Source organism: Acidovorax kalamii (assembly GCF_002245625.1).
In the GTDB taxonomy this organism is placed as follows: Bacteria; Pseudomonadota; Gammaproteobacteria; order Burkholderiales; family Burkholderiaceae_C; genus Acidovorax; species Acidovorax kalamii.
In genome coordinates, this window is record NZ_NOIG01000001.1 from 364,005 (window position 1) to 389,094 (window position 25,090).

At 66.1% G+C, this 25,090-nt stretch carries 25 protein-coding genes; 9 read left to right on the forward strand and 16 right to left on the reverse strand.

What is annotated here, in order from left to right:
• Positions 1 to 154 precede the first annotated feature (154 nt).
• The gene (mutL, locus tag CBY09_RS01635; RefSeq protein ID WP_094285713.1) at positions 155 to 2,209 is read right to left on the reverse strand and encodes a DNA mismatch repair endonuclease MutL; all 2,055 of its coding nucleotides are present in this window, start codon (positions 2,207 to 2,209) and stop codon (positions 155 to 157) included.
• A 101-nt stretch (positions 2,210 to 2,310) separates the two neighbouring features.
• Here mutL and CBY09_RS01640 point away from each other — a divergent pair, with 101 nt between their 5' ends.
• On the forward strand, positions 2,311 to 2,958 hold the full coding sequence (locus tag CBY09_RS01640; protein WP_094285715.1) for a DedA family protein: 648 nt from the start codon (positions 2,311 to 2,313) through the stop codon (positions 2,956 to 2,958).
• 101 nt (positions 2,959 to 3,059) lie between these two features.
• On the opposite strand, the gene CBY09_RS01645 is transcribed toward CBY09_RS01640, so the two are convergent.
• Positions 3,060 to 3,299 carry a glycine zipper 2TM domain-containing protein gene (locus CBY09_RS01645; protein ID WP_094285717.1) on the reverse strand — a complete coding sequence of 80 codons (240 nt, stop codon included), beginning with the start codon at positions 3,297 to 3,299 and terminating at the stop codon, positions 3,060 to 3,062.
• 261 nt (positions 3,300 to 3,560) lie between these two features.
• Here CBY09_RS01645 and CBY09_RS01650 point away from each other — a divergent pair, with 261 nt between their 5' ends.
• On the forward strand, positions 3,561 to 5,141 hold the full coding sequence (locus CBY09_RS01650) for a methyl-accepting chemotaxis protein (RefSeq protein WP_094285719.1): 1,581 nt from the start codon (positions 3,561 to 3,563) through the stop codon (positions 5,139 to 5,141).
• Positions 5,142 to 5,192: 51 nt separating this feature from the next.
• Here CBY09_RS01650 and CBY09_RS01655 read toward each other — a convergent pair whose 3' ends face one another.
• The 3 genes from CBY09_RS01655 to tsaE all read right to left on the reverse strand — a co-directional run bounded on the left by CBY09_RS01655 (position 5,193) and on the right by tsaE (position 7,715).
• Positions 5,193 to 5,525 (reverse strand): cupin domain-containing protein, encoded by a 333-nt coding sequence (locus tag CBY09_RS01655; RefSeq protein WP_094285721.1) that lies wholly within the window; start codon positions 5,523 to 5,525, stop codon positions 5,193 to 5,195.
• A 195-nt stretch (positions 5,526 to 5,720) separates the two neighbouring features.
• Entirely contained in the window at positions 5,721 to 7,190 is a 1,470-nt protein-coding gene (locus CBY09_RS01660) for an N-acetylmuramoyl-L-alanine amidase (protein ID WP_094285723.1), read from the reverse strand.
• A 6-nt stretch (positions 7,191 to 7,196) separates the two neighbouring features.
• Positions 7,197 to 7,715: a tRNA (adenosine(37)-N6)-threonylcarbamoyltransferase complex ATPase subunit type 1 TsaE gene (gene tsaE, locus CBY09_RS01665; RefSeq protein ID WP_094285725.1), complete on the reverse strand. Its 519-nt coding sequence runs from the start codon at positions 7,713 to 7,715 to the stop codon at positions 7,197 to 7,199.
• 12 nt (positions 7,716 to 7,727) lie between these two features.
• On the opposite strand from tsaE, the gene queG reads away from it, so the two are divergent.
• Positions 7,728 to 8,774, forward strand: coding sequence for a tRNA epoxyqueuosine(34) reductase QueG (gene queG / locus CBY09_RS01670; RefSeq protein ID WP_094285727.1), 1,047 nt, complete (start codon positions 7,728 to 7,730; stop codon positions 8,772 to 8,774).
• An 82-nt stretch (positions 8,775 to 8,856) separates the two neighbouring features.
• On the opposite strand, the gene CBY09_RS01675 is transcribed toward queG, so the two are convergent.
• Positions 8,857 to 9,459, reverse strand: a complete 603-nt coding sequence (locus CBY09_RS01675; RefSeq protein ID WP_165773855.1) for a GDSL-type esterase/lipase family protein — start codon at positions 9,457 to 9,459, stop codon at positions 8,857 to 8,859.
• Between the two features lie 80 nt (positions 9,460 to 9,539).
• A complete protein-coding gene (locus CBY09_RS01680; protein WP_063462097.1) occupies positions 9,540 to 10,445 on the reverse strand; it encodes an AEC family transporter in 906 nt (301 codons plus the stop codon).
• A gap of 214 nt (positions 10,446 to 10,659) precedes the next feature.
• Between CBY09_RS01680 and CBY09_RS01685 the strand changes: the two genes are divergently transcribed.
• The 3 genes from CBY09_RS01685 to CBY09_RS01695 all read left to right on the forward strand — a co-directional run bounded on the left by CBY09_RS01685 (position 10,660) and on the right by CBY09_RS01695 (position 13,631).
• Positions 10,660 to 11,625: a tripartite tricarboxylate transporter substrate binding protein BugE gene (locus CBY09_RS01685; protein WP_094285731.1), complete on the forward strand. Its 966-nt coding sequence runs from the start codon at positions 10,660 to 10,662 to the stop codon at positions 11,623 to 11,625.
• 76 nt (positions 11,626 to 11,701) lie between these two features.
• The gene (xerD, locus tag CBY09_RS01690; RefSeq protein ID WP_094285733.1) at positions 11,702 to 12,601 is read left to right on the forward strand and encodes a site-specific tyrosine recombinase XerD; all 900 of its coding nucleotides are present in this window, start codon (positions 11,702 to 11,704) and stop codon (positions 12,599 to 12,601) included.
• Positions 12,602 to 12,665: 64 nt separating this feature from the next.
• Positions 12,666 to 13,631: a Bug family tripartite tricarboxylate transporter substrate binding protein gene (locus CBY09_RS01695; RefSeq protein ID WP_094285735.1), complete on the forward strand. Its 966-nt coding sequence runs from the start codon at positions 12,666 to 12,668 to the stop codon at positions 13,629 to 13,631.
• 92 nt (positions 13,632 to 13,723) lie between these two features.
• Here CBY09_RS01695 and CBY09_RS01700 read toward each other — a convergent pair whose 3' ends face one another.
• The 3 genes from CBY09_RS01700 to CBY09_RS01710 all read right to left on the reverse strand — a co-directional run bounded on the left by CBY09_RS01700 (position 13,724) and on the right by CBY09_RS01710 (position 17,284).
• The gene (locus tag CBY09_RS01700; RefSeq protein WP_094285737.1) at positions 13,724 to 15,004 is read right to left on the reverse strand and encodes an EAL and HDOD domain-containing protein; all 1,281 of its coding nucleotides are present in this window, start codon (positions 15,002 to 15,004) and stop codon (positions 13,724 to 13,726) included.
• Between the two features lie 104 nt (positions 15,005 to 15,108).
• Complete coding sequence (locus CBY09_RS01705; RefSeq protein ID WP_094285739.1) at positions 15,109 to 16,377, reverse strand: EAL and HDOD domain-containing protein; 1,269 nt, start codon at positions 16,375 to 16,377, stop codon at positions 15,109 to 15,111.
• A 103-nt stretch (positions 16,378 to 16,480) separates the two neighbouring features.
• Positions 16,481 to 17,284, reverse strand: a complete 804-nt coding sequence (locus CBY09_RS01710; RefSeq protein WP_094285741.1) for a ferritin-like domain-containing protein — start codon at positions 17,282 to 17,284, stop codon at positions 16,481 to 16,483.
• Between the two features lie 116 nt (positions 17,285 to 17,400).
• On the opposite strand from CBY09_RS01710, the gene CBY09_RS01715 reads away from it, so the two are divergent.
• The 3 genes from CBY09_RS01715 to CBY09_RS01725 all read left to right on the forward strand — a co-directional run bounded on the left by CBY09_RS01715 (position 17,401) and on the right by CBY09_RS01725 (position 19,704).
• A complete protein-coding gene (locus tag CBY09_RS01715) occupies positions 17,401 to 17,925 on the forward strand; it encodes a gamma carbonic anhydrase family protein (protein ID WP_094285743.1) in 525 nt (174 codons plus the stop codon).
• Between the two features lie 48 nt (positions 17,926 to 17,973).
• On the forward strand, positions 17,974 to 18,966 hold the full coding sequence (hslO, locus tag CBY09_RS01720) for an Hsp33 family molecular chaperone HslO (RefSeq protein ID WP_094285745.1): 993 nt from the start codon (positions 17,974 to 17,976) through the stop codon (positions 18,964 to 18,966).
• Between the two features lie 225 nt (positions 18,967 to 19,191).
• On the forward strand, positions 19,192 to 19,704 hold the full coding sequence (locus CBY09_RS01725) for a CZB domain-containing protein (protein WP_094285747.1): 513 nt from the start codon (positions 19,192 to 19,194) through the stop codon (positions 19,702 to 19,704).
• Between the two features lie 19 nt (positions 19,705 to 19,723).
• Here CBY09_RS01725 and CBY09_RS01730 read toward each other — a convergent pair whose 3' ends face one another.
• The 6 genes from CBY09_RS01730 to CBY09_RS01755 form a co-directional block, all read right to left on the reverse strand.
• Entirely contained in the window at positions 19,724 to 20,242 is a 519-nt protein-coding gene (locus tag CBY09_RS01730; RefSeq protein ID WP_133066220.1) for a hypothetical protein, read from the reverse strand.
• A gap of 68 nt (positions 20,243 to 20,310) precedes the next feature.
• Positions 20,311 to 20,589, reverse strand: coding sequence for a septum formation initiator family protein (locus CBY09_RS01735; protein WP_063462085.1), 279 nt, complete (start codon positions 20,587 to 20,589; stop codon positions 20,311 to 20,313).
• 176 nt (positions 20,590 to 20,765) lie between these two features.
• Positions 20,766 to 22,052: a phosphopyruvate hydratase gene (gene eno, locus CBY09_RS01740; protein ID WP_094285751.1), complete on the reverse strand. Its 1,287-nt coding sequence runs from the start codon at positions 22,050 to 22,052 to the stop codon at positions 20,766 to 20,768.
• Positions 22,053 to 22,236: 184 nt separating this feature from the next.
• Entirely contained in the window at positions 22,237 to 22,527 is a 291-nt protein-coding gene (locus CBY09_RS01745; protein WP_056640013.1) for a DUF1330 domain-containing protein, read from the reverse strand.
• A gap of 3 nt (positions 22,528 to 22,530) precedes the next feature.
• Positions 22,531 to 23,388, reverse strand: a complete 858-nt coding sequence (gene kdsA / locus CBY09_RS01750) for a 3-deoxy-8-phosphooctulonate synthase (RefSeq protein WP_094285753.1) — start codon at positions 23,386 to 23,388, stop codon at positions 22,531 to 22,533.
• Positions 23,389 to 23,400: 12 nt separating this feature from the next.
• Positions 23,401 to 25,059, reverse strand: coding sequence for a CTP synthase (locus CBY09_RS01755; protein ID WP_094285755.1), 1,659 nt, complete (start codon positions 25,057 to 25,059; stop codon positions 23,401 to 23,403).
• Positions 25,060 to 25,090 lie beyond the last annotated feature (31 nt).

Sequence of the window (25,090 nt, forward strand, 5' to 3'; positions counted from 1 at the left end):
GCCATCCCCCTGAGGGGGACGCACCCGGTGGCCCGGCAAAGCCGGCTCCACGGGTGCACTGGCCTGAGGGCGCGCCGGTTGCGGCAGCCCTTGGGCTTGATTGGAAGGTAGTTCATCGGCCCGCGAGGCCGATTTTTTGTGGCTACGGTTGGCCTTAACGACCCCGTAGGAACAGCGCGTCCAGCTCCCTCATGCTGAGCTGCCGCCATGTCGGCCTTCCGTGGTTGCACTGGTCGCTGCGGTCCGTCGTTTCCATCTGCCGCAACAGCGCGTTCATCTCGTCGATGGTCAGCTTGCGGTTGGCGCGCACGGCGCCGTGGCAGGCCATGGTGCCCAGGATTTCATTGCGGGCGCGTTGCACCACGGTGGTGGCGTCATGCTGGGCCAGTTCGGCCAGCACGCTGCGGGCCAGTTCCACCGGGTCGCCCTGGGCCAGGGTGGTGGGCACGGCGCGCACGGCCAGGGTTTTGGGGGAGAAGGGGACGACCTCCAGGCCCAGCGTGGCCAGCACCTCGGTGGAGTCTTCGGCGGTGGCCACCTCCTGCGGGGTGGCGGCGAAGGTGGCGGGTATCAGCAGGGGCTGGCTGGCAATGCGGGCGCCGCTGTCCACCTGGGCCTTGAGGCGTTCGTACACGATGCGTTCGTGCGCGGCGTGCATGTCCACGATGACCATGCCCTGGGCGTTTTCGGCCAGGATGTAGACGCCGTGCAGCTGTGCGACGGCACGGCCCAGGGGCCAGTGGGCAGTGGTGCTGTCGCGGCCGGCGGGCCAGGCGGCGGTGTCGGCCGTGGGGAGGGTTTCAGCGGCTTCGGGGGCGGTCTGCGGGCCGTCGGGCGCTGCCTGGGGCTCAGTAGGTTGGGAGGGCTGGGCGGAGGGCGCCCACAGGCCACCGATGCTGGCGGGCGATGCTGCGGGGGCTCCGTGGTCGGGACTGCTGCCGTTGCTGCTGCTGGTACTGCTACTGGGCGCCCACAGCGCCTGCAGGTCTTGCACGCGGTGGCCAAGTTCTTCAAATTTGATAGCTGCCTGGGCTTGCCAGGCAGGCGGTAGGGCCTGTTTTTTATCAAAATTTTCAACCGTGGGCGCAGGGGCTGCTGCACTGGCTGCCGCCAGCGCGGCGGCACGGGGTGCGGCCAGCGCGTTTTCTACCGCGTGGCGCACGGCCTGGTGCACCTCGCGGCTGTCTCTGAAGCGCACCTCGATCTTGGTGGGGTGCACGTTCACGTCCACGCGCGCCGGGTCGATCTCGACATACAGCGCATAGATGGGCTGTTTGTGGCCGTGCAGCACGTCTTCATACGCGCTGCGCGCGGCGTGGGTGAGCACCTTGTCGCGCACGAAGCGGCCATTGACGTAGCAATACTGGTGGTCGGGGCGCGAGCGGGCGGCGTCGGGCAGGCCTGCGCGGCCGGTGACGGTGACGGGGCCCACGCGGTGCTGCACGGCGACCGATTGGGTGACGAAGTCTTCGCCCAGCACGTCCGACAGGCGGCGGGCAAGCGCGTCATGGGCGTCCTGCGGATCACCTTGGCCCGGCACAAAGGTGGCGCGCCATTGCTCCACCAGCTTGCCTTCGTGCCAGATGGCAAAACCTACGTCGGGCCGCGCCAGCGCGTGGCGGCGCACCGATTCAATGCAGTGCGCCAGCTCGGTGGCGTCGGTCTTCAGGAACTTGCGGCGCGCGGGGGTGGAGAAGAACAGCTCCTTCACCTCCACCGTGGTGCCGGTGCTGCGCGCGGCGGGGCGCAGTTCGCCACTGCGGGCGTCCAGCAAGAAGGCGCTGGCCTGGTGTGCGGGGCGCGAGAGCAGCGACATCTCGGACACCGAGGCAATGGCCGCCAGCGCCTCGCCCCGAAAGCCCATGGTGGCCACGGTTTCCAGGTCGTCCAGGTTGGTGATCTTGCTGGTGGCGTGGCGGCGCAGGGCCACGGGCAGCTCTTCGTGTGGGATGCCGCCGCCGTCGTCTTCCACGGTGATCAGGCGCACGCCCCCGGCCGACAGGCGCAGGGTGATTTGTGTGGCGCCCGCGTCCAGCGCGTTGTCTACCAGCTCGCGCACCACGGAGGCGGGGCGTTCCACCACCTCACCGGCGGCAATCTGGCTGATCAGCTCGTCGGGCAGGTCGCGGATGGGGCGGCGGTGGGGGGCGGGGGCCGGTGCGGGCTGTGCCGCTGCGAGGGGGGATGGTGCGTCGTTCACCCGGGGCATTTTAGGGCGGGGTGCGTGCATGGGTATCGGTGCGTGTGCCGCAGGCCGATAGGGATAATGCCGCAACTTTTTTAACGTCCGGTGCCCCCACCGGCCTGCCCATGGAACTGGTCACCTTCCTCATCGACTTCATCCTGCATGTCGATAAGTACCTTGAGATGTTTGTGCAGAACTACGGCGCGTGGGTGTATGCGCTGTTGTTCCTGATCGTGTTTGTGGAGACGGGCGTGGTGGTGATGCCGTTCCTGCCCGGCGACTCGCTGCTGTTCATCGTGGGGGCACTGTGTGGCGCTGGCATGATGAGTTTTCCGCTGGCCTGCGCGATCCTGGTGGTGGCGGCCATCCTGGGTGACCAGTGCAACTATTCGATTGGCCGCTTTTTTGGCCCCAAGGTCTTCCAGTGGGAGGACTCGCGCTGGTTCAACCGCCGTGCGTTCGACCAGGCACACAACTTCTACGAAAAATACGGCGGCATCACCATCGTGCTGGCGCGTTTCATGCCATTCATCCGCACCTTTGCGCCCTTTGTGGCGGGGGTGGCCGAAATGAGCCGCGCCAAATTCAGCGCCTACAACGTGGGCGGCGCGCTGGTGTGGGTGCTGGGCATTTGCACGGCCGGGTACTTCTTCGGCAACCTGCCCTTTGTACGGGAGCACCTGGACAAGATCATCTGGGCGCTGATTTTTGTGCCGGGCCTGATCGCCATCTTTGGCGCCTGGCGGGCGGGGCGCCAGGCCAAGATCGCCTGACAGGCTATTTGGTTGCTATCAAAAATAGAGCTGCTTGCGCATGATGGATGCGCGCAAGCAGCTTCTTTTACTTGCATTTTGGGGCTTATCCCCACTCCGCATCAACGGCGGCGGTAGCGGCGCTGGTCCCGGTCTTCGCCGATCTCGTGGCCAATGAGCGCACCGGCCGCTGCGCCGCCGATGGTGCCCACCGGGCCTCCAAAAATCGCGTGCCCGGCCACGCCGCCGACCACGGCGCCCACGCCGGTGCCCACCTGGGCGCGTGATGGGTTGGACGCACAGCCTCCCAGCGCGAGGGCGGCGGTGCAGGTGCTTGCAAGAAGGATGTGGCGGAGTTTCATGGCATAGGTCCTTGAAGAAGGGGCAAGCCGTGCAGCCTGCCATCGCTGGCCCGTGATGCAGGGCCTGTGCCTCGACTATGGGCGCGGGGGGCCGGGTGCGGGTGTAGGCCGCCTGGGGTGCCGGCTGTAGGACAGATGGCCTTTTCTTGCGGTGCTGCGGGGGCTTCCCTAAGGGTTTACGTGGCACTGGCGGCTGTTGCCAACCGCGTGGCGCAGGCAGATCATTTCCTGTGCATACACATTCTTACAAGGAGGCACCCCATGGACCCACAAGCACAGCAGGCGAGCCGGGGAGGGCTGGGCACCCAGCTCACGGTGGCGCAGCAGATCGGGCTGATCGTGGGGGTGGCCATTCTGGCGCTGGTGGTGGTGCTGGGGCTGAGTCTGGTGCGCGTGCAGCACCTGGGCGCCACGGTGGACCGGCTGGCCAACGAACAGGTCGAACGGCTGCAACTGGCACTGCGCTGGCGCAGCAACATTGCGGTCAACTCCACGCGCGTGTTCTCCATCGTCCAGTCCGAGGGCGATGACCTGCAGAACTACTTCAAGGACATGGTGGCCGCCACCACGGCCGACACCAGCAAGGTGCAAAAGCGCTACACCGAGCTGGAGAACAGCCCCGAGGGCCTGCGCATCCAGGAAGAACTGGCGGCGGTGCGCAAGCCCTACCTGGAGGTGCGCGACAAGGCGCTGGCGCTGAAGAAGGCGGGCGACATGGCGCAGGCCAAGAGTTTTGCGCTGGGCAGCTTTGCCCCGGTGGTGGACCAGTACAACGCGGTGGCCGACAAGATGGTGGCCTACCAGGTGCAGCGTTCGGCGGAGCAGGCGGGCGAGGCGGCGGGGCTGATCCAGTCCTACCGCACCACCGTGCTGGTGGCGGGCGTGGCGGGCCTGGCGCTGCTGGTGCTGCTGTCGTGGGTGGTGGTGCAGCGCATCCGCCGCTCGCTGGCCGAGGTGGCCCAGGTGGCCCAGCGCATTGGCGAGGGCGACCTGTCACAACCCATCCAAGCCCAGGGGCGCGGTGAGGTGGCGCAGATGATGCGCGCAATGGAAGGCATGCAGACCTCGCTGGTGCGCATCGTGGGCGATGTGCGCCACAGCAGCGACAGCATTGCCACGGGCTCCAGCGAAATCGCCACCGGCAATGCCGACCTGAGCCAGCGCACGGAAGAGCAGGCCAGCAACCTGCAGCAGACGGCGGCGTCGATGGAGCAGATCACCAGCACCGTGAAGAACAACTCCGACACTGCGCAGCGCGCGGCTGCGCTGGCGGGCTCGGCATCGGCAGCGGCCGTGAAGGGTGGCGAAGTGGTGGGTCAGGTCGTGGCCACCATGCAGGACATTGCGGCGGCGTCCAAAAAGATCACCGACATCATTGCGGTGATCGACGGCATTGCGTTCCAGACCAACATCCTGGCGTTGAACGCGGCCGTAGAGGCCGCCCGTGCGGGCGAGCAGGGCCGGGGTTTTGCCGTGGTGGCCAGCGAGGTGCGCAGCCTCGCACAGCGCTCAGCCTCTGCCGCCAAGGAGATCAAGACCCTGATCGGCGCGAGCGTGGAGAAAGTGGACAACGGCGCCCAGCTGGTGAGCAACGCGGGCCAGAGCATGGAGGACATCGTCACCCAGGTCAAACGTGTGAGCGACCTGATCGGCGAGATCTCCAGCGCCACCAGCGAGCAGACCATCGGCATCAGCCAGGTGGGCGAGGCCGTGACGCAGCTTGACCAGGTCACCCAGCAGAACGCCGCGCTGGTGGAACAGAGCGCGGCGGCGGCCGACAGCCTCAAGCACCAGGCGGCCAAGCTGGCCCAGATCGTGAGCGTTTTCCGGCTGGGGCAGTGAGCGGGCTGCGGCCGAAGGGCCGGTGCTGCGGGCGCGGCGGGGCTCGCCCCTTCAGCCCGCCTGCAGGCACAGTGTGACCAGCAGCGAGGCGGGCTGCACCGCCTTGAGTGCATGCAGCGCACGCGGCGCCAGGTGCACAAAGTCGCCGGGGTGCAGCTGCTGCACGGCGCCGTCGCTGGCAAATTCAACCACCCCTTCGATGCACTGCACGGTGGCTTCGCCCGGCGTCTGGTGCTCTTTCATGGACTTGCCAACGGGCAGCACCACCCGCATGACTTCGAGCTGGCCGGCTTTGAGGATGGCGGTGGTCGGGGTGTCGGGCAGGCGCTCGCCCAGGGGTCGTACGCTGACGATCTGGCCGGATTGGGCGTGGGGCAGGGCCATGGCGGTTCTCCTTCCTGTCTTGCCCCGGCTTATCGACGGCACGGCGAAGGTGCCGGGCGAAATGCCCGTGCGACGGCGGGGCTGTGCAGCTTACTTTGCCCGCTCTTGGCAGGTGGCGCAAGGCCGGGGAATCACCGGGTGGGCCGGTGCTGCGCCCCTTGTTGGCGTGTCATCCCGATGCACCGGCAACGCGCCTTATACCGACCGGCTGCGTGCCAGCGGCGGGTTCTTGGCGAAGTAGCGCGTGATGCCGCGCATCAGCGCATCGGCCAGCTGCTCTTGGTAGGCGCTGCTGCGTAGGCGCTTTTCTTCTTCAGGGTTGCTGATGAAGGCGGTTTCCACCAGCACGCTCGGGATGTCGGGCGCCTTCAGCACCGCAAACCCGGCCTGCTCCACGCGCGGTTTGTGCAGCTTGGCCATGCCGCCAATCTCGCCCAGCAGCACAGAGCCGAGCTTGAGGCTGTCGTTGATCTGTGCGGTGGTGCTCATGTCCAGCAGCGCACGCTGCACATGCTGGTCTTTGGACTGCACGTTGATGCCACCCACCAGGTCGGCCTGATTCTCCTTGTTGGCCAGCCAGCGCGCGGCCGTGCTGGAGGCGCCGCCCTGGCTCAGCGCGAACACGCTGGCGCCGCGCGCGGCGGGGGTGGTGAAGGCGTCGGCGTGGATGGAGACGAACAGGTCGGCCTGCACGCGCCGGGCCTTTTGCACGCGGGTGCCCAGGGGCACGAAGTAGTCGCCGTCGCGCGTGAGGTAGGCGCGCATGGGGTTGCCCCCCACGGTGGTGGCGTTGATGCGGTCGCGCAGCAGGTAGGCCACGCGCAGCACCACGTCTTTTTCGCGCGTGCCTGCGGGGCCGATGGCGCCGGGGTCTTCGCCGCCGTGGCCTGGGTCCAGCGCCACGATGATGATGCGGTCGGTCTGGGTGGCGGTGGCACGGTTGCCGGTGCGAGGCGATTCGGCCTGTGCGGGGGCGGCCGCTATGGCGGGCGGGGGCACATCCGCAGGTGCGGGTGCTTGTGCCGGGCCGGGGCGCTGGGCCCGCTGAGCGATCAGGTCACCCAGTGGGTCGTGTTCGGCCGACGGGTTGGCGGCTGCAGCGGGCGCGCCGGGGCGCGTGGCAGCCGTGGGGATGGGGGCCAAGGGGGCAGGCTTGTCTGCAGAGGGCGCATCACGCAGACGCTCGGCAATCAGCGCCTCCAGTGGGTCCACCGGTGCGGCGGGGTACAGGTCGAACACCAGCCGGTGCTGGTAGGCGGCCACGGGCGGCAGGGTAAAGACCTGGGGCAGGGCGGCCTGCTTCAGGTCCACCACCAGGCGCACCACGCCGGGCGCGTTCTGGCCCACGCGGATGCCTGCGATGTTGGGGTCGTCGGGCTTGACCTTGGCCACCAGCTCGCGCAGCGCGGGGCTGAGGTCGATGCCTTCGATGTCCACCGCCAGGCGCGGTGGGGTGGTCACAAAAAACTGCTTGGCCACCAGCGCGCCATCGGATTCGATGGTCACGCGCGAATACTCGGGGGCGGGCCACACGCGCACGGCCAGGATGGTGGCACCACGCGCAATCTGCTGCGTGCCCAGCAGCAATACCAGCGAGCCCATCTGCAGCACGGCGCGACGCGATGGCGGTCTGGCGGGGTGGGCGGGTGTGTGGGGCTGGTTCACGGTGCTTCAGAGTCCTTGCAGCATGGCGCGCCCGGCAGGGGTGGGGGCGAGCAGAGTGACCTTCCTTTCGGTGTCATCAATTGCTTCAATGTGGATAGCAAGGTCCGCAGGCGGGGTAAGCGCTGCAGCCTTTTCCGGCCATTCTGCCACCTTGAGACCCGGGTTGGCAAAAATGTCCCTGAAACCCGCGTCTTCCCACTCGCGCGGGTCGTCGAAGCGGTAGAAGTCGAAGTGCCAGATCGAGAGGTTGGGAGCCTCGTGCGGCTCCACCACGGCGTAGGTGGGGCTCTTGATGCGGCCCTGCACGCCCAGGGCGCGCAGCAGGTGGCGCACCAGGGTGGTCTTGCCCGCGCCCAGGTCGCCATGCAGGGTGAGGAAGGCGTTGGTCAGCAGCGGCTGCGCTGCCAGCTGGCGTGCGAAGGCCTCGGTGTCGGCCTCGCTGCGCCAGATGAAATGGCGTGTAGCTTCGGCAGGGGCATCGGCGCCGCTTTCTACAATCTGGCCGGTATGTGGTGCAAAAGTCAACTCGTTCCTCAAATGCAGGAGTGGGCCCGCGAGCTGGGATTTTCCCAAATCGGCGTGGCGGGGGTGGACTTGTCTGCGGCCGAGCCCGGGCTTTCGGCCTGGCTGGCGCAGGGTTTTCATGGCGAGATGCATTACATGGCAGCCCACGGCATGAAGCGCGCGCGCCCCGCCGAGCTGGTGCCCGGCACCGTGAGCGTGATCACGGCGCGCATGGATTATTTGCCGCGCGATACGGCCATGGATGCACCCGAGGGCTGGCAGGCGGCAGAACTCTCGCGCCTCACGCGCCCGCAAGAGGGCATTGTCTCGGTCTACGCCCGGGGGCGCGACTACCACAAGGTGCTGCGCGCCCGGCTGCAAAAACTCAGCGACCGCATTGCCGAGGCCATTGGCCCGTTTGGCCACCGCGTGTTCACCGACTCGGCCCCGGTGCTGGAGGCCGAGCTGGCCGCGCGCAGCGGCCAGGGCTGGCGCGGCAAGCACACGCTGGTGCTCAACCGCGAGGCGGGGTCGATGTTCTTCCTGGGCGAGATCTATGTGGACATGGCGCTGCCCGAGAGTGCGCCCGTCACGGCCCACTGCGGCAGCTGCAGTGCATGCATCGATGTGTGCCCCACGCAGGCCATCATCGCGCCGCACCGCATTGACGCGCGGCGCTGCATCTCCTACCTCACCATCGAGCATGCGGGGCCGATCCCGCTGGAGCTGCGGCCCTTGTTGGGCAACCGTATCTACGGCTGCGACGACTGCCAGCTCATCTGCCCCTGGAACAAGTTCGCCCAGGTCAGCCGCCTGCCCGACTTCGACGAGCGCAAGGGCCTGTCGGGCCAGCAACTCGTGCATTTGTTTGCGTGGGACGAGGCCACTTTTTTGCGCATGACCGAGGGCGGTCCCATCCGCCGCATCGGGCACGAGCGCTGGCTGCGCAATGTGGCGGTGGCGCTGGGCAATGCGCTGCGCGCCACGGGCGATGCCACGCTGCGCACCGCGCTGCAGTCGCGCGCGCAGGACGAGAGCGCCCTGGTGCGCGAGCATGTGGCCTGGGCGCTGGAAATATGAATAAAAACCGGCCTCTCCGCCCAATGGATATGCGCTTTAAGCTATTAAAATAATAGCTATCGGAATGTAGAGCCCTGCGGTACTACTGCACCAGCAACCCGGTGGTTTTGAGGGTCTCCACCAGCCCCTGCGCAAACTGCTCGTAGCCCGCCGCATTGGCATGGATCTGGTCGGACCGCAGCCGCTCTTGCGCCAGTACACCCGACCAGCCTTTGCTGTGCAGGGGAATCTTCAACTCCTCCGCCACCTCTTCGTACAGCGCGTGGTCACTGAGTTTGCCCACAGTGGCCATCAGCGACAGCTCGGGCACGGCCACCAGCAGCACCTGGGCGCCGCTGGCGCGTGCGTCGGCACAAATACGCTGCACGTTGGTGCGGGTGGTGGCGCTGCTCTGGCGGCGCAGAAAGTCGTTGCCGCCGATGCTCACAATGACCAGCGCTGGCTGGTGTTGCTGCAGCAGACTTGGCAGGCGGTCGAGTGCCTGGGCCGAGGTGTCGCCCGACACACCGCCATTGATCACCTTCCAGCCCGTCAGGCGCTGCAGCACGGCGGGGTAGGCGGTGTCGGCCGATGCGCCCACGCCCGAGGTCAGCGAGTCGCCCAGCGCCAGCACCGTGGCACCGGCGGGCAACGCCTGCGCGCGGGGCGGCTTGCGCCCGCAGGCGGCCAGCGGCGCAAGGGCCATGGCCGCCAGGCTGGCCAGCAGTGCGCGCCGCCGTGTTTGGCTTGTGTGCTCGGTGCGAAGGCCAGAATGCAGAAAATTTGTCATCGCAGAAACCCCAGGGCAAACGGCAGGCTCACCACGCCCAGCAACGTGGACAGCGTCACCAGCCCCGCCACATAGGGCCCGTTGTAGCCCATGCGGGCGGCCAGCACATAGCAGGTCGATGCCGTGGGCAGGGCCGAGAAGGCCAGCAGCACCGTGGTCTGCACCGGGTCCAGCCCAAACAGCCGTGCCAGCGCAAAGGCCAGCAGGGGCTGCACCAGGTGGCGGATGGACAGCACCGCCACGCTCAGCGCCTTGCCGCGCGTGAGCAGGCCAAACTGCAGGCCGGCGCCTGCGGCCATCAGCCCCAGCGCCAGCGATGCGGCGCTGATGCGGCTGACCGTGGGTACGGCCCACTCGGGGATCTGGAAGCCCAGCAGGTTGGCCGCCAGGCCCGACCCTGTGGCAATGATCAGCGGGTTGCGCACCAGCTCGCGCGCAAAACTGTGCTGACCCTGCCGCGCCATGGGCCACACGGCCGCCACGTTGAACAGCGGCACACACACGCCAATCAGCACGGCAATCATCAACAGGCCCTGCGTGCCCGCCAGCCGCTCGGCAATCGCCAGGCCAATGAAGGAATTGAAGCGGAACGCCACCTGCGCGCTGGCCGCATGGTCGCGCGCATCGATGCGTTTGCCCAACCACGGCCAGTGCGGCAGGCTGTAGGCCAGCGCGATGCCGATCACGCCCGACAGCATGCCCGCGCCGATCAGCCCCGACGCGGCGCTGATGTCCACGGGGCTCTTGACGATGGACTGGAACAGCAGCACCGGGAAGAGCAGGTAGTACACCAGGCTTTCCACTGGCTGCCAGACCGAGCGGTTGAGGGCGGTGTAGCGGCAGATGAGATAGCCGCAGAGGATGAGGGAGAAGTCGGGGAGCAGGAGCTGGGCGTAGTTCACGCTGCCGAGAATACTTGATCGTGATTTGCGCAAAACAGGGTTCAGGCAAGCGGTTCACCCCTAGGCGAGGCGGCTGTTGCATCCCGATTTGCGTAAGTCCTACTGATCCCCGGCAAGGCCTTGGGGTTAGCCCTTATGTGGAATCCGCAGGGCGCCAACGCGGCGGTTGCGCATACCATCGGCGCTGTTTGTTACCCGCACGAAGGAGAACTCCATGCATCGTCGTCAATGGCTTGCGCTGACCGTACTGGCTGCCGCAGCAGGCACCGCTGCCGCCCAAGGCTATCCCAACAAGGTGATCAAGCTGCAGGTGCCGTTTGCACCCGGTGGCACCACCGACATCATTGCGCGCGTGATCGCCGACCCGCTGGGCAAGGCCCTGGGCCAGAGCGTGATCGTGGAGAACAAGGCTGGCGGCGGTGGCATCGTGGGCGCGGCCGAAACGGCCCGCTCTGCCCCCGACGGCTACACGCTGGGCGTGGCCACCGTGTCCACCACGGCCGCCAATCCGGCCATCAACCCCAAGACGCCGTACAACCCGCTGACGGACTTCACGCCCATCATCAACATCGCGGCCACCCCCAACATCATTGCGGTGCACCCCAGCTTTCCGGCCAAGGACTACAAGGCGTTCGTGGCAGAGGTCAAGAAGTCGCCGGGCAAGTATTCGTATGCCTCGTCTGGCACGGGCGGCATCGGCCACTTGCAGATGGAGCTGTACAAGAACCTCTCGGGCACCTTTGTGACCCACATCCCCTACCGCGGTGCGGGCCCGGCCCTGAACGACACGGTGGCGGGCCAGGTGCCCATGATTTTTGACAACCTGCCTTCGGCCCTGCCTTTCATCAAGGAAAACCGCCTGGTGCCCATCGTGGTGGCTGCGCCGCAGCGCGTGGCGGCCCTGCCCAATGTGCCCACGTTCAAGGAACTGGGCCTGGAGCCGGTGAACCGCATGGCCTACTACGGCATCCTGGGCCCCAAGGGCCTGCCCAAGGACGTGGTGGACAAGATCAACGCCGCCGTGCGCACGGCATTGCAAGACCCGGCCGTGAAAAAGCGCATCGAGGACACCGGCTCCCTCGTGATCGGCAACACGCCCGAGCAGTTTGCCGAGCAGATCAAGGCAGAGTTCTCTGTCTACAAGGACGTGGTGGTCAAGCAGAAGCTGACGCTCGAATAAGCGCTGCACACTCCATCCATCACTTCGAAAAGCCGCCCTTCGCCCGGGCGGCTTTTTTACGTGCTATCGTTTTTGCATGCTTGCCTCCAGCCTGAACGCGATCGATGCCTTTGTGGATGCCCTGTGGCTGGAGGACGGCCTCTCGCGCAACACGCTGGCGGCCTATCGGCGCGACCTGACGCTGTACGCGCAGTGGCTCGCGGCCCAGCAGCCTGCACTGGCGCTGGACGATACGGCCGAACTGCACCTCAACGCCTACTTTGCGGCCCGCCATGCACAAACCCGCGCCACCTCGGCCAACCGGCGTCTCACGGTGCTGCGCCGCTACTTCCACTGGGCGCTGCGCGAGCGGCGCATCACCGCCGACCCCACGCTGCGGCTGCAGGCGGCGCGCCAGCCCCTGCGTGTGCCCAAGACCTTGTCGCAGGCGCAGGTGGAAGCGCTGCTCAACGCGCCCGATCTGGGCAACCCCCTGGGCCTGCGTGACCGCACCATGCTGGAGCTGATGTACGCCAGCGGCCTGCGCGTGACCGAGCTGGTCACGCTCAAGACCTTCCAGCTCGGGCTGAACGAAGGCGTGCTGCGGGTGATGGGCAAGGGCAGCAAGGAGCGCCTGGTGCCGTTTGGCGATGAGGCGCGTTCCTGGCTGGAGCGCTACCTGCACGAGGCGCGCGGCGCCATCCTGGGCGGGCAGCAGACCGATGACCTGTTTGTGACCCAGCGCGGCAGCGGAATGACGCGGGCGATGTTCTGGGTCATCGTGAAAAAATGGGCGCAGGTCGCAGGCATCACCGTGCCGCTGTCCCCGCACACGCTGCGCCACGCATTTGCCACCCACCTGCTCAACCATGGCGCCGACCTGCGCGTGGTGCAGCTGTTGCTGGGCCACGCCGACATCTCCACCACCACCATCTACACCCATGTGGCGCGCGAGCGGCTCAAGTCGCTGCATGCGCAGCACCATCCGCGTGGATAGCGTGGGTGGGTTGCCCTGGCGCCCGTTGATGGATCGACTCCCCCATTCACCCAAGGAAACTCCCATGAAAAAACTATTTGTCGGCGCGTTGCTGCTGAGCTCGGTCACCCTGGCCGTGGCGCAAGCCTGGCCCACGGCCAAACCCATTCGCATCGTGGTGGCCTACCCCGCTGGCGGCGTGAGCGACAACGTGGCGCGTGCCCTGGCTGACAAGCTGGCTGTGCAGCTGGGCACGCCGGTGGTCATCGAGAACAAGGCCGGGGCCAGTGGCAGCCTGGGCGTGGATGCCGTCGCCAAGGCGGCGCCCGACGGCTACACCCTGGGCTTTGCGGCGGTGAGCCCACTGGCGCTGAACCCACACCTGGGCAAGTCGCCGTTCGACCCGCAGAAGGACATTGCCCCGGTGGTGAGCGTGATGTATTCGCCCGTGCTGCTGCTGGGCACGTCCGCCAGCAAGGCTGCAGATTTCAAGGACTTGCTGGCCACCGCGCAGGCGAAGCCCGGGGCCGTGCGCTGGGCGACCTCGGGGCAGGCGTCGCTGGGCCACATCATGCTAGAGCAGATCGCTGGCAAGAGCCAGGTGCAGATCACGCACGTGCCCTACAAGGGCGGTGGCCAGCAGATGAACGACGCGCTGGGCGGGCAGTACGAGGTGCTGTCCACCAATGCGGGCCCTGCCGTGCTGCAGCACATCAAGGCGGGCAAGCTCAAGCCGCTGGCGGTGGGGGCGCCTGCACGGCTTGATTCGCTGCCCCAGGTGCCCACGCTGGCCGAGCTGGGGCAGCCTGCTGCCAACCTGTCATCGCTGTTCGGCATCTATGCGCCCGCGCAGACGCCCGTGGCGGTGATCGATCGCATCAATGCTGAAGTGAACAAGGCACTCGCCCAGCCCGATATCCGCAGCAAGCTGGAAGCCACCGACAACGTGCCCACCGGCGGCACTGCGGCAGAATTTGCGCGCCAGATCGCGCAGGAATCGGAGAACAATGCCCGCATCATCCGTGCGGCGGGGATACAGGCCAGTAACTGATACACGCTTCCCTGAACAAAAAAGGGCCCTGAATGAGCAGGGCCCTTTTTGCTTGGGGAGGCTGCGGCAAATACGCACCGCAGGCAGGGGTGTTACTCCTCGTTGAGGCTTTCCGCCCAGGTCAGCGCCTGCAGGTGGGCCCAGTTGACCTGGCGGTTGGACAGGTGCAGCGCATCGGCGTTCTTGGCAAAGGCCACTTCGTCGCCAGTTTCGCAGGCAATGGTCAGCTCCAGGAAGGGGGCGAACACGCCGGTGCGGCGCAACAGGGCGTCCATCACGGGCTCGGGCAGGGCCACGGATTCGAGGGCTTTTTCGAGCGGCACGCCGAGCATGGTGTCCAGCAGCGAGAACACGCCCACCACAAAGGCGTTGTCGCATTCTTCCGGTGGCAGCAGCTCGGCCGCCAGCAGCTCCATCAGGCGGCCACGCACCACGGCGGTCTGGCCTACGGCGGGTGGGGCACCATCGGCGCGCGAGGTGGTCATCAAGAGGGCTGCCCAGCGGAACAGCTTCTTCAGGCCCAGGATCATCACCGCATGGCGGAACGAGGTGATCTCGCACGACAAGCCGAAACCCGAGGAGTTGATGAAACGCAGCAGGTTGAAAGACAGCGTGGGGTCTTTCTTGAGCAGGTCTTCGATCTCGGCCGTGCTGGCCTGTTTGCGCACCAGGTTGATGAGCTGGATGATGGTGGCCTGCGAAGGCCGGATGGTGGTGGCCTTGACCAGCGAGGGCAGGGCGAACCAGTAGCCCTGGAACAGCTTCACGCCCAGGCTCTTCATCAGCTCGTACTGCTCGGCAGTCTCGACCTTTTCGGCCACCAGTGTGGCCTTGCTGTGGGTGGTGGCAAATTTGACCAGTGGTGCGGCCAGTTCGGGCTTGAAGGCCTGCATGTCCAGCTTGATGAAGGCTGCCAGGGGCAGCCAGCTGGTGTAGGCGCGCTTGAGGGCCTGCTGGTCAAACGCCAGGCGGAAGCCGCGCGTGCGCAGCGCCTCCAGCGTGGGCAGGCGGCCTTCGATTTCCTCCGGCGTGGCGCCGTCAGGGAGAGGCGGTATTTCCAGCACCACCTTTTCGGGGTGGATCAGCTCCAGGTGGCCGCCCGAGAGGCTGTCGTGTGTGCAGTTGATGAACACCGTTTTTTTGCCCACCAGCGCCTCGGTGCCTGCGTACGACAGGGCGTTGAACAGCAGGGCGGCGTCGCTGGCAGCGGTGTGCGAGTCGGAGGCCGTGGAGCGGTCGAACAGCTCATAGCCATAGACCGCGCGGCTTTCGTCCACGATGGCCTGGCGGGCGATGATGGCGAGGTTCTCGTCCACCGGCTCCACCGCTGGGGATGCAGCGTCCGGGGTGTCTTGTTCAGGTGTGCTCGACATGGGGTCTGCTGTAGTGAAAGGCTAGTTCCTGGCGATTCTAGACCCCCGTGGCCCTGGCGCGAACCAATGGGTGGTAGCAGGCTGGGCTGCTGCCAGTGGCCAGGTCAGTCGCCCAGATGGTCCGCCCAGGCCAGCGCCTGCAGGTGGGCAAAGTTGATCTGCTGGCTGGTCAGGTGCAGCAGCCCGGCCGTGCGGTCGAAGACGGCATCGTCGCTCGACTCGCAAGCCTCGGCCAGCGTGAGCAGGTCGCCCAGGAAGCCTTCGCGGCGCAGCAGGGCCGCCGCTACGGGCTCGGGCACGTTCAACAGGCCCAGGGCAGATTCCATGGGCATGGAGAGCATCACGTCGAGCAGCGAGAAGATGCCCACCACAAAGGCCTGGTCGGCTTCTTCGGGGGGCAGGGTCTCCAGCGCCAGCAGCTCCATGAGTCGGCCCCGCACCACGGCGGTCTGACCCACGGACGAGGGCGTGCCCCCGGCGCGCGAGGCCGTGAGCAGCAGCGCCGCCCAGCGGAACAGCTTTTTCAGGCCCATGAGCATCACCGCCTGGCGGAAAGAGGTGACCTCGCGCGACAGGCCGAAGCCCGCCGAATTGATCAGGCGCATGAGGTTGAAGGCCAGGCCCGCGTCCTTCTTGAGGGTTTCCTCGATGTCGTCGGTGCTGGCCTGTTTGCGCACCTGGTTGATGAGTTCGATGATGCTGGCCTGCGAGGGGGCGAGCAGCTTGGCCTCGACCAGGGAGGGGCGTGCGAACCAGTAGCCCTGGAACATCTGCACGCCCTGGCTGGACACCATGTCGTACTGCTGGGCGGTCTCGACCTTTTCGGCGATCAGCTCGGCTTGCGAGTGGCGCCCCGCGTAGCTGATGAGCACCGCCAGCTGATCCGGCGCCAGCACGGACAGGTCGAGCTTGATGTAGTCGGCCAGTGGCAGCCAGGGCGCGTAGGCCGACTGCAGCACGGTGTGGTTGAACGCCAGGTGAAAACCCCGCTCGCGCAGCCCGGCCAGGATGGGCATGCGGGTGGCGACTTCTTCGGCAGCGGCATGGCCCAGGGGGGGGATTTCCAGCACCACCTTGTCGGGGTCCACCAGCTCCAGGTGGCCGCCCGAGAGGCTTTCGTGCGTGCAATTCACAAAGATGAGCTTTTTGCCCACCAGCTCTTCGGTGCCCGCATGCGATAGCGCTGTGAAGACCAGGATCACATCGGTGGCCGCCGTGTGCGCCGCGCCGCTGCGCGAGCGGTTGAACAGCTCGTAGCCCACCACCACCTGCTGCGCGTTCACGATGGCCTGCCGCGCAATCATGGCGACCGAGGACTGGTTGCCGGGGGGCGGGGGCGTGAGGGAGAGCCCGGGTGTGGTGGGTGAAGTCATGGTGGGAGTATGGAAGAAAGAGGGGGCTGGTGCCAGCGGTGGCCTATGGCGGCCTGCGCAGTGAATTTTAGAAGCCCGTGCCGGGCCGGCTGTAACCAGAAGATCAGAGCTGCTGCAGCCAGCGCAGTTCGTTGTCGGTAAAACCGGCCTTGCGGCGGGCGGTTTCGTTGAACGGGGGCTTCAGGCGCGGGGCCTCGTATTGTGCGACCAGGGTGCCGTAGTGGGTTTCGGGGTCGTGCCCCGCACGTTCACACAGCCAGCGGTACCAGTGGTTCCCGATGGCCACATGGCCGACCTCGTCGCGCAGGATGGTGTCCAGAATGGCCACGGCGGCGAGCGCATCGGGCGTGCCCACCTGGCGCAGCTTGGCCTGGATCTGGGGCGTGGCGTCCAGCCCCCGGGCCTCCAGCGTGCGCGGCACCAGGGCCATGCGGGCCAGGATGTCGTGGCTGGTTTTCTCGCACATGGTCCACAGGCCCTGGTGGGCCGGGAAATCGCCGTAGTCATGCCCCTGGCTGCGCAGGTGGTCACGCAGCAGGCGGAAATGCTGCGCCTCTTCGGCAGCTACCAGCATCCAGTCGAGGTAGTACTCGCGCGGCATGCCACCAAAGCGCCAGACGGCGTCGAGCGCCAGGTTGATGGCGTTGAACTCGATGTGGGCAATCGCGTGGATCAGGATGGCGCGGCCTTCGGGCGTGGCGGGGGAGCGCCGGGCCACGTCCGTGTGGCGCCGCAGTTCTGGCCGCGCGGGGCGGCCGGGCAGGTCGTGCATGCCGTCGGGCGGGGCAGGGGTGTTTTCTGCTATTGAAAGCGTAGCTGCCTGGGTATACAGGTCCAGCGCAGCGGCCGCTTTTTGTTCAGGGTCTGCAAGGCACAAGACCTGCAGTGCACGTTGGCGAAGCTCCATCCTTACAATTCTAGGCCGTTGCCAACGGTGCCCGCAGCTACGGGGCGCCGCCGGTTGGCGCTTCCCCCATTCCAAAACGCGGGCCCCGATGCCTGCCCCCCCACGGAGACTTTTGCATGGCGATTTACGAACTCGATGGCGTGGCGCCCCAGGTGCCCGCATCGGCCTGGGTGGCCGATAGCGCCCAGGTGATGGGCAACGTGGTGCTGGGCGAAGACGCCAGCGTGTGGTTTGGCACGGTGATCCGGGGTGATACAGAGAGCATCACCATCGGTGCAGGCTCCAACATCCAGGACGCGAGCGTGCTGCACGCCGACATCGGCAAGCCCCTGGTGGTGGGCGAGCGGGTGACGGTGGGCCACCAGGTCATGCTGCATGGCTGCACTATTGGCGACGAATCTCTGATCGGTATTGGCGCCGTGGTGCTCAACGGCGCCAAGATCGGCAAGAACTGCCTGGTGGGCGCGGGTGCGCTGGTCACCGAAGGCAAGGAGTTCCCCGATGGCTCCATGATCATCGGCAGCCCGGCCAAGGCCGTGCGCGAACTCACGCCCGAGCAGATCGAAGGCCTGCGCCAGAGCGCCCAACATTACATTGACAACGCGCGCCGCTTCCAACGCGGCCTGCGCAAGATCGGCTGAGCACGGCATTGCCGCTGCCTGCCACCTTACTTTTCCTGGAACCCCTGCGTGTCTGAACTCCACAAGTTTCTTTTTGATGGTCTGCCCGTGCGCGGCATGATCGTGCGCCTGACCGATGCCTGGATCGAAATCCTGCGCCGCCGTGCCAGCAACACCAGCACGGGCGCTTACCCCGCGCCGGTGAGCGAGCTGCTGGGCGAGATGGCGGCGGCCGGTGTGCTGATGCAGTCCAACATCAAGTTCAACGGCGCGCTGGTGCTGCAGGTGTTTGGCGACGGTCCGGTCAAGCTGGCCGTGACCGAAGTGCAATCCGACCTGAGCCTGCGCGCCACGGCCACCGTGAATGGCGAGGTGCCATCGGACGCGAAGCTGAGCCAGATGGTCAATGTGGGCGGCGGCGGCCGCTGCGCCATCACGCTCGACCCCAAGGACCGCCACCCCGGCCAGCAGCCCTACCAGGGCGTGGTGCCGCTGCATGGCGACCACCATGAAAAGCTGGAACGTCTGTCGGACGTGCTGCAGCACTACATGCTGCAGTCCGAGCAACTCGACACCATCCTGGTGCTGGGCGCGAACGACCAGGTGGCCGCAGGCCTGCTAATCCAGCGCATGCCCATCAAGGGCGAGGGCAACCTGGCTGCGGGCCTCTCACACCGCGAGAACGAAGACCAGATCGGCCACAACGAGGACTACAACCGCATTGCGCACCTGGCAGCCAGCCTGACGCGCGAAGAGCTGCTGACGCTGGATGTGGACACGATCCTGCGCCGCCTGTTCTGGGAGGAAAAGCTGCTGCGCTTCGAGCCGCAGCAGGGCGCCAGCGGCCCGCGGTTTGCCTGTACCTGCAGCCGCGAGCGTGTCAGCAACATGCTGCGCAACCTGGGCGCCGAAGAGGCCGAAAGCATCCTCGCCGAGCGAGATGACATTGAGGTGGGCTGCGAGTTCTGTGGCCAGCAGTACCGGTTTGATGCCGTGGATGCTGCGCAGATTTTTGTCTCGCCCGCCGCCAGCCAGCCGCCGGGGCCCACAGGCATCCAGTAAGTCCCAGGGGCAGTCAAACAGCCTTCTGCAAGTGTGCAGAGGCCGCCCGCAGGGCCCTTGCATGGCTGACCATCGTTGACATTCGATTTTTCCATCCCCGCCTAAGATTCATGGGCCATCGCGCGGCGCCTGTTCCGGCTGCAGCGCGGGGCAGGGGCGCCGCGTGCGCCGTGGCAGCGGCATATCGCCGCTGATGGATCTGAGAAAACCTGTTCCGAGGGTGTCATGGAGTTACTGCGTCGCTTTCTGGGAGTCCGCCGTGCCGATCCGGCTGTTGCTGCCGCACCCGCCCAGGTGCTGTTCGACAGCGCCGCAGCGCTCGACTCGCGCCGTGGCGACAGCCTGCTGGCCACCCTGGACATCGACGCCGCCATCAACGCCCATGAACGCTGGAAAGCCCGCCTGATGGACTACCTGGAGGGCCGCACCACCGTCGGGCTGGACCCGGCCCTGATACGCCGCGTGGACCACAGCGTGCTGGGCCGCTGGCTGCAGGGCGTGGGGGGCGAGGTGCTGGGCGATCAACCGGCGTTTCCGTTGCTGGTGGCGCGCTATCAGTATTTCCATGAGCAGGCCGCCACCCTGGTCGAACTCGCCCAGCAAGGCGAATGGGACAAGGCAGTGCAGGTGCTCAACGGCGGCTACCGTTATGGCTCCAGCCAGGTGGTGCTGCTGATGAAGGAACTGCAGCGCGGGCTGGTGCGCTCACTGGCAGAGGACGGGATCAACGCCCGCTGAGGACTGAGTGCCTGAGGGTTCATTCCGGGCGGGCTTGCCGCTGGTCCACCAGGGAGGTGAACAGGCGGTGTTCGCAGGCGGGGTCGCTGCATTTTTCGCAGTTCCAGGCGCGCAGCCGCTGAGCGCGCATCCCGTTTTCTACGTCAAATACCTCGTTTCCGCCTGTTGGGTAAGTGTTTGTGGCTATTAATTTAATAGCATTCAGTGCATTCGCTACCCGTGTGTCGCCCTGCCCGTAGATCACCCGGTACGTCACACCCGCAACCTGCAGCGCCAGGCGCAGCTGCGCGTCCAAGGCTTCCAGGGCGGCGCGGTCCTCGGCAGGGCAGGGCAGGTCCAGGCCCATCAGCAACGTGAGTGTGGCTGCGGGCAGCGCGGGTTGCGCCTGTGGCGGGGCGACCAGCACGGCTGGTACCACCACAATCTGCGCCGATTCAGGCGGGATGCGCGCCCGCAGCGCCCGGGCCAGTGCCTCGGCGCCCGTGTGTGGGGCACCCAACAAGGCAATCGAGGGCAAGAGGGCGGGGGGCGTGGGCACGGACAGCGGAGCGCGAGGAGGCGGGCTTGGCAGCCAGTGCCGCGCTGGAAAAAAGACGGTTCAGCCGCTCAGCGGGGCGTGAACTGCACGTAGACCTCGTTGGGCCGGACCATGCCCAATTCGCTGCGCGCTTTTTCTTCCACCATGTCCAGCCCCTCCTTGAGGTCGTGGACCTCGGAGGTCAGGCGGGCATTGATCTGGCGGGCATGGTCATTGGCCGCCTTTTGGGCATCGATCTGCCGCTGCATCTCGTTCACGCGCGGCACGCTGCCCCGCCCCAGCCAGAGCTGGGCGTGCAGCGCCCCCAACAAGGCCAGCAGGATGACGGGGACGATGCGGGAGACCATGGTGGCGGTTCAGTCCCTTGCGCGGTGCTGCGCCACCGGGCCGTCAGCACCGGGCCCTGCCTGTGTCCTGGGCGCGCTGCACGCCAGCGCACCCGTGGAACCGGCTTGGCCGGGCCACCGGGTGTGTCCCCCTCCAGCAAGAGAGGGGGACGACGCGAAGCGGTTCAGGGGGAGCTTCATTTCAGGTTATAGAACGCAGCGCGGCCTGGGTACTGTGCGATGTCGCCCAGGTCTTCCTCGATGCGCAGCAGCTGGTTGTACTTGGCGATGCGGTCCGAGCGGCTCAGCGAGCCGGTCTTGATCTGGCCTGCGTTGGTGCCCACCGAGATGTCGGCAATGGTGCTGTCTTCGGTTTCGCCCGAGCGGTGCGAGATCACGGCGGTGTAGCCCGCGCGCTTGGCCATTTCGATGGCGGCGAAGGTTTCGGTCAGCGTGCCGATCTGGTTGATCTTGATCAGGATCGAGTTGGCAATGCGCTTGTCGATGCCTTCCTTCAGGATCTTGGTGTTGGTCACGAACAGGTCGTCACCCACCAGCTGCACCTTGTCGCCCAGGCGTTCGGTCAGGTGCTTCCAGCCGTCCCAGTCGCCTTCGTGCATGCCGTCTTCGATGCTGATGATGGGGTACTTGTCCACCCACGCGGCCAGCATGTCGGTCCATTGCTGGGCGGTGAGCTTGAGGCCGCCTTCGCCTTCCAGCACGTAGTGGCCGTCCTTGTAGAACTCGCTGGCGGCGCAGTCGAGGCCCAGGGCGATCTGCTCGCCGGCCGTGTAGCCCGCCGCTTCGATGGCTTGCAGGATGAGGCGGATGGCCGCTTCGTGGTTCTCGACGCTGGGGGCAAAGCCGCCTTCGTCGCCCACGGCGGTGCTCATGCCCTTGTCGTGGATGATCTTCTTGAGCGCGTGGAACACTTCGGCGCCCCAGCGCACGGCTTCGCGGAAGGTGGGGGCGCCCACGGGGATGATCATGAACTCCTGCAGGTCCAGGCTGTTGTTGGCGTGTGCGCCACCGTTGATCACGTTCATCATCGGCACGGGCAACTGCACGCTGCCCATGCCGCCCAGGTAGCGGTACAGCGGCAGGCCGGACTCTTCGGCGGCGGCGCGGGCCACGGCCATCGACACAGCCAGCATGGCGTTGGCGCCCAGGCGGCTCTTGTTCTCGGTGCCGTCGAGGTCGATCAGCGTCTTGTCCAGGAAGGCCTGCTCGGAGGCATCCAGGCCCAGCACGGCTTCGCTGATCTCGGTGTTGATGTGCTCCACGGCCTTGAGCACGCCTTTGCCCAGGTAGCGGCTTTTGTCGCCGTCGCGCATTTCAATGGCTTCGCGGCTGCCGGTGGAGGCACCCGAGGGCACCGCGGCGCGGCCCATCACGCCCGATTCCAGCAGCACGTCGCATTCGACGGTGGGGTTGCCGCGGCTGTCCAGCACTTCGCGGCCTACGATGTCAACAATGGCACTCATGATTTTCCTTGAGGTTTTTGAAATTCATTCAGACGGGCGGACGGGCTTTGCGTGTTCAGGCCAAATGGAAAAATGGCCGTTCGGGCGCGTCTGTAGTCATTTTATGCTACTGATTTGATAGTGGAATCAGTCTGCAGGTACGAACCGGGTACAACCCGACCAGCGTGAGCGAGGCATCGCTTGCTCAGACGCCTTCGACACACACCATGCGCATGATGGCCGCGCCTTCACGGGCGGCCTTGGCTTTCTGGTACTCGGGGGTGTCGTAGAAGGCGCGCGCGGCCTCGAAGCTCGGGAACTTGAGCAGCACGGTACGGCCGGGGTTCCAGTCGCCTTCCAGCACTTCCACCTTGCCCCCGCGAATGCACACCTCTGCACCATGCGCCTGCATGGCCAGCGTGCTCCACTTTTTGTACTCTTCGTACTGCTCAGGGTTGGTGACGGTGACGGATGCGATGACGTAACCACTGCTCATGTCTCAAGCTCCAAAGTTGTTTTCGAGGAATCCGTTTTTCTTGGTGACGTCGTCTAGCGCCACCAGCGTTTCGAGCAGCGCCTTCATGTGTTTGAGCGGCACGGCATTAGGGCCGTCCGACCAGGCTTCGGCGGGGCGGGGGTGGGTTTCCATGAACAGGCCTGCCACGCCCACGGCTACACCGGCGCGGGCCAGCACCGGCACCATATCGCGCGCGCCGCCGCTCACGGCGCCCAGCCCGCCAGGCTTTTGCACCGAGTGGGTCACGTCGAACACCACGGGTGCGCCGGAGTTGCGCATCTCGGCCAGGCTGGTCATGTCCGCCACGAGGTTGTTGTAGCCAAAGCTCACACCGCGCTCGCAGGCCAGGAAGCGGTCTTCCGACAGGCCTACTTCGGCCGCTGCAGACCGGGCCTTGTCGATGACGTTCTTCATGTCCCAGGGCGCAAGGAACTGGCCCTTCTTGATGTTCACCGGCTTGCCGCTTTGCGCCACCGCACGGATGAAATCCGTCTGGCGGCACAGGAAGGCAGGCGTTTGCAGCACATCGACCACGCTGGCCACCTCGGCCACATGCGAGGTGTCGTGCACATCGGTCAGGATGGGCAGCTGCAGCTGGCGGCGCACTTCGTCGAGGATCTTCAGGCCGGCTTCCAGCCCCACACCACGCTTGCTGGTGCCGGAGGAGCGGTTGGCCTTGTCGAAGGAACCCTTGTAGATCAGCGGAATGCCCAGCGGTGCACAGGCTTCCTTGAGCTGGCCCGCGACGTCGAGCGACATCTCCAGGCCTTCGATGGAGCAGGTGCCCGCGATCAGAAAAAAGCGATGTTGGAGGCCAACGTCGAATCCGCACAGCTGCATGGTGAGGTCCCCTTAGGCTTTTTTCGCGGCTTGCTGGTGCTCCACGGCCGCCTTGATGAAGGCGTTGAAGAGCGGGTGGCCGTTCCAGGGCGTGGACTTGAACTCGGGGTGGAACTGCACGCCGATGAACCAGGGGTGGACGTTTTTCGGCAGCTCCACGATCTCGGTGAGCTGCTCGCGCTGTGTCAGTGCCGAGATCACCAGGCCCGCCTTGCGCAGCTGGTCCAGGTAGTTCACGTTGGCTTCGTAGCGGTGGCGGTGGCGTTCAGTCACCACATCGCCGTAGATGCTGTGGGCCAGCGTGTCCTTGGACACATCCGAGCTTTGTGCGCCCAGGCGCATGGTGCCGCCCAGGTCGGAGTTCTCGTCGCGGGTCTTGATGGTGCCGTCAGCGTCCTTCCACTCGGTGATCAAGGCGATCACGGGGTGGGGCGTGGTGGGGTCGAACTCGGTGCTGTTGGCGTTGGCGAGGCCTGCCACATGGCGCGCGTACTCGATGGTGGCCACCTGCATGCCCAGGCAGATGCCCAGGTAGGGCACCTTGCGCTCGCGGGCGAACTGGGCCGTGGCGATCTTGCCTTCCACACCACGCTGGCCGAAGCCGCCGGGCACCAGGATGGCGTCGTACTGGGCCAGCTTGGCGGCTGCGTCGGCGCTGTCGATGGTTTCGGAATCGACATGGTCGATCTTCACGCGCACATGGTTGCGCATGCCCGCGTGGCGCAGGGCTTCGTTCACGGACTTGTAGCTGTCCGACAGGTCCACATACTTGCCCACCATGGCGATGGTGACTTCGCCCTGGGGATGTTCGGTTTCATACACCAGGTCGTCCCAGCGCTTGAGGCTGGTGGGCGGGGTGTTCAGGCGCAGCTTGTCGCAGATCAGGCCGTCCAGACCCTGCTCGTGCAGCATGCGGGGCACCTTGTAGATGGTGTCCACATCCCACATGCTGATCACACCCCACTCGGGCACGTTGGTGAACAGCGAAATCTTGGCGCGCTCTTCTTCAGGGATGCGGCGGTCGGCACGGCACAGCAGGGCGTCGGCCTGGATGCCGATTTCGCGCAGCTTCTGCACGGTGTGCTGGGTGGGCTTGGTCTTGAGTTCGCCCGCCGCCGCGATCCAGGGCAGGTAGGTCAGGTGCACAAAGGCCGCGTTGTTGGGCCCCATGCGCAGGCTCATCTGGCGCACCGCTTCGAGGAAGGGCAGCGATTCGATGTCGCCCACGGTGCCGCCGATCTCGACGATGGCCACATCCACGGCATCGGGCGTGCCGATGCCGGCGCCGCGCTTGATGAACTCCTGGATCTCGTTGGTGACGTGGGGAATGACCTGCACGGTCTTGCCCAGGTAGTCGCCGCGACGCTCTTTCTCCAGCACGGACTGGTAAATCTTGCCCGTGGTGAAGTTGTTGGTTTTCTTCATGCGCGTTTCGATGAAACGCTCATAGTGGCCCAGATCCAGGTCGGTTTCTGCGCCGTCGTCGGTCACAAACACCTCGCCGTGCTGGAACGGCGACATGGTGCCCGGGTCTACGTTGATGTAGGGGTCAAGCTTGATGAGGGTGACTTTGAGTCCCCGCGATTCGAGGATCGCGGCAAGGGAGGCTGAGGCGATTCCCTTACCGAGGGAAGACACCACACCGCCGGTGACGAAGACAAATTTGGTCATGTCTTTTTTGGTGGTGGGAAATTGGGATTAT

Excerpts from the sequence above, each read along its gene's own strand:
- mutL (WP_094285713.1), bottom strand. The coding sequence starts at position 2,209 with ATGCCCCGGGTGAACGACGCACCATCCCCCCTCGCAGCGGCACAGCCC.
- CBY09_RS01640 (WP_094285715.1), top strand. The coding sequence starts at position 2,311 with ATGGAACTGGTCACCTTCCTCATCGACTTCATCCTGCATGTCGATAAG.
- CBY09_RS01645 (WP_094285717.1), bottom strand. The coding sequence starts at position 3,299 with ATGAAACTCCGCCACATCCTTCTTGCAAGCACCTGCACCGCCGCCCTC.
- CBY09_RS01650 (WP_094285719.1), top strand. The coding sequence starts at position 3,561 with ATGGACCCACAAGCACAGCAGGCGAGCCGGGGAGGGCTGGGCACCCAG.
- CBY09_RS01655 (WP_094285721.1), bottom strand. The coding sequence starts at position 5,525 with ATGGCCCTGCCCCACGCCCAATCCGGCCAGATCGTCAGCGTACGACCC.
- queG (WP_094285727.1), top strand. The coding sequence starts at position 7,728 with ATGCAGGAGTGGGCCCGCGAGCTGGGATTTTCCCAAATCGGCGTGGCG.
- CBY09_RS01675 (WP_165773855.1), bottom strand. The coding sequence starts at position 9,459 with ATGGCCCTTGCGCCGCTGGCCGCCTGCGGGCGCAAGCCGCCCCGCGCG.
- CBY09_RS01685 (WP_094285731.1), top strand. The coding sequence starts at position 10,660 with ATGCATCGTCGTCAATGGCTTGCGCTGACCGTACTGGCTGCCGCAGCA.
- xerD (WP_094285733.1), top strand. The coding sequence starts at position 11,702 with ATGCTTGCCTCCAGCCTGAACGCGATCGATGCCTTTGTGGATGCCCTG.
- CBY09_RS01695 (WP_094285735.1), top strand. The coding sequence starts at position 12,666 with ATGAAAAAACTATTTGTCGGCGCGTTGCTGCTGAGCTCGGTCACCCTG.
- CBY09_RS01700 (WP_094285737.1), bottom strand. The coding sequence starts at position 15,004 with ATGTCGAGCACACCTGAACAAGACACCCCGGACGCTGCATCCCCAGCG.
- CBY09_RS01705 (WP_094285739.1), bottom strand. The coding sequence starts at position 16,377 with ATGACTTCACCCACCACACCCGGGCTCTCCCTCACGCCCCCGCCCCCC.
- CBY09_RS01710 (WP_094285741.1), bottom strand. The coding sequence starts at position 17,284 with ATGGAGCTTCGCCAACGTGCACTGCAGGTCTTGTGCCTTGCAGACCCT.
- CBY09_RS01715 (WP_094285743.1), top strand. The coding sequence starts at position 17,401 with ATGGCGATTTACGAACTCGATGGCGTGGCGCCCCAGGTGCCCGCATCG.
- CBY09_RS01725 (WP_094285747.1), top strand. The coding sequence starts at position 19,192 with ATGGAGTTACTGCGTCGCTTTCTGGGAGTCCGCCGTGCCGATCCGGCT.
- CBY09_RS01735 (WP_063462085.1), bottom strand. The coding sequence starts at position 20,589 with ATGGTCTCCCGCATCGTCCCCGTCATCCTGCTGGCCTTGTTGGGGGCG.
- eno (WP_094285751.1), bottom strand. The coding sequence starts at position 22,052 with ATGAGTGCCATTGTTGACATCGTAGGCCGCGAAGTGCTGGACAGCCGC.
- CBY09_RS01745 (WP_056640013.1), bottom strand. The coding sequence starts at position 22,527 with ATGAGCAGTGGTTACGTCATCGCATCCGTCACCGTCACCAACCCTGAG.
- kdsA (WP_094285753.1), bottom strand. The coding sequence starts at position 23,388 with ATGCAGCTGTGCGGATTCGACGTTGGCCTCCAACATCGCTTTTTTCTG.
- CBY09_RS01755 (WP_094285755.1), bottom strand. The coding sequence starts at position 25,059 with ATGACCAAATTTGTCTTCGTCACCGGCGGTGTGGTGTCTTCCCTCGGT.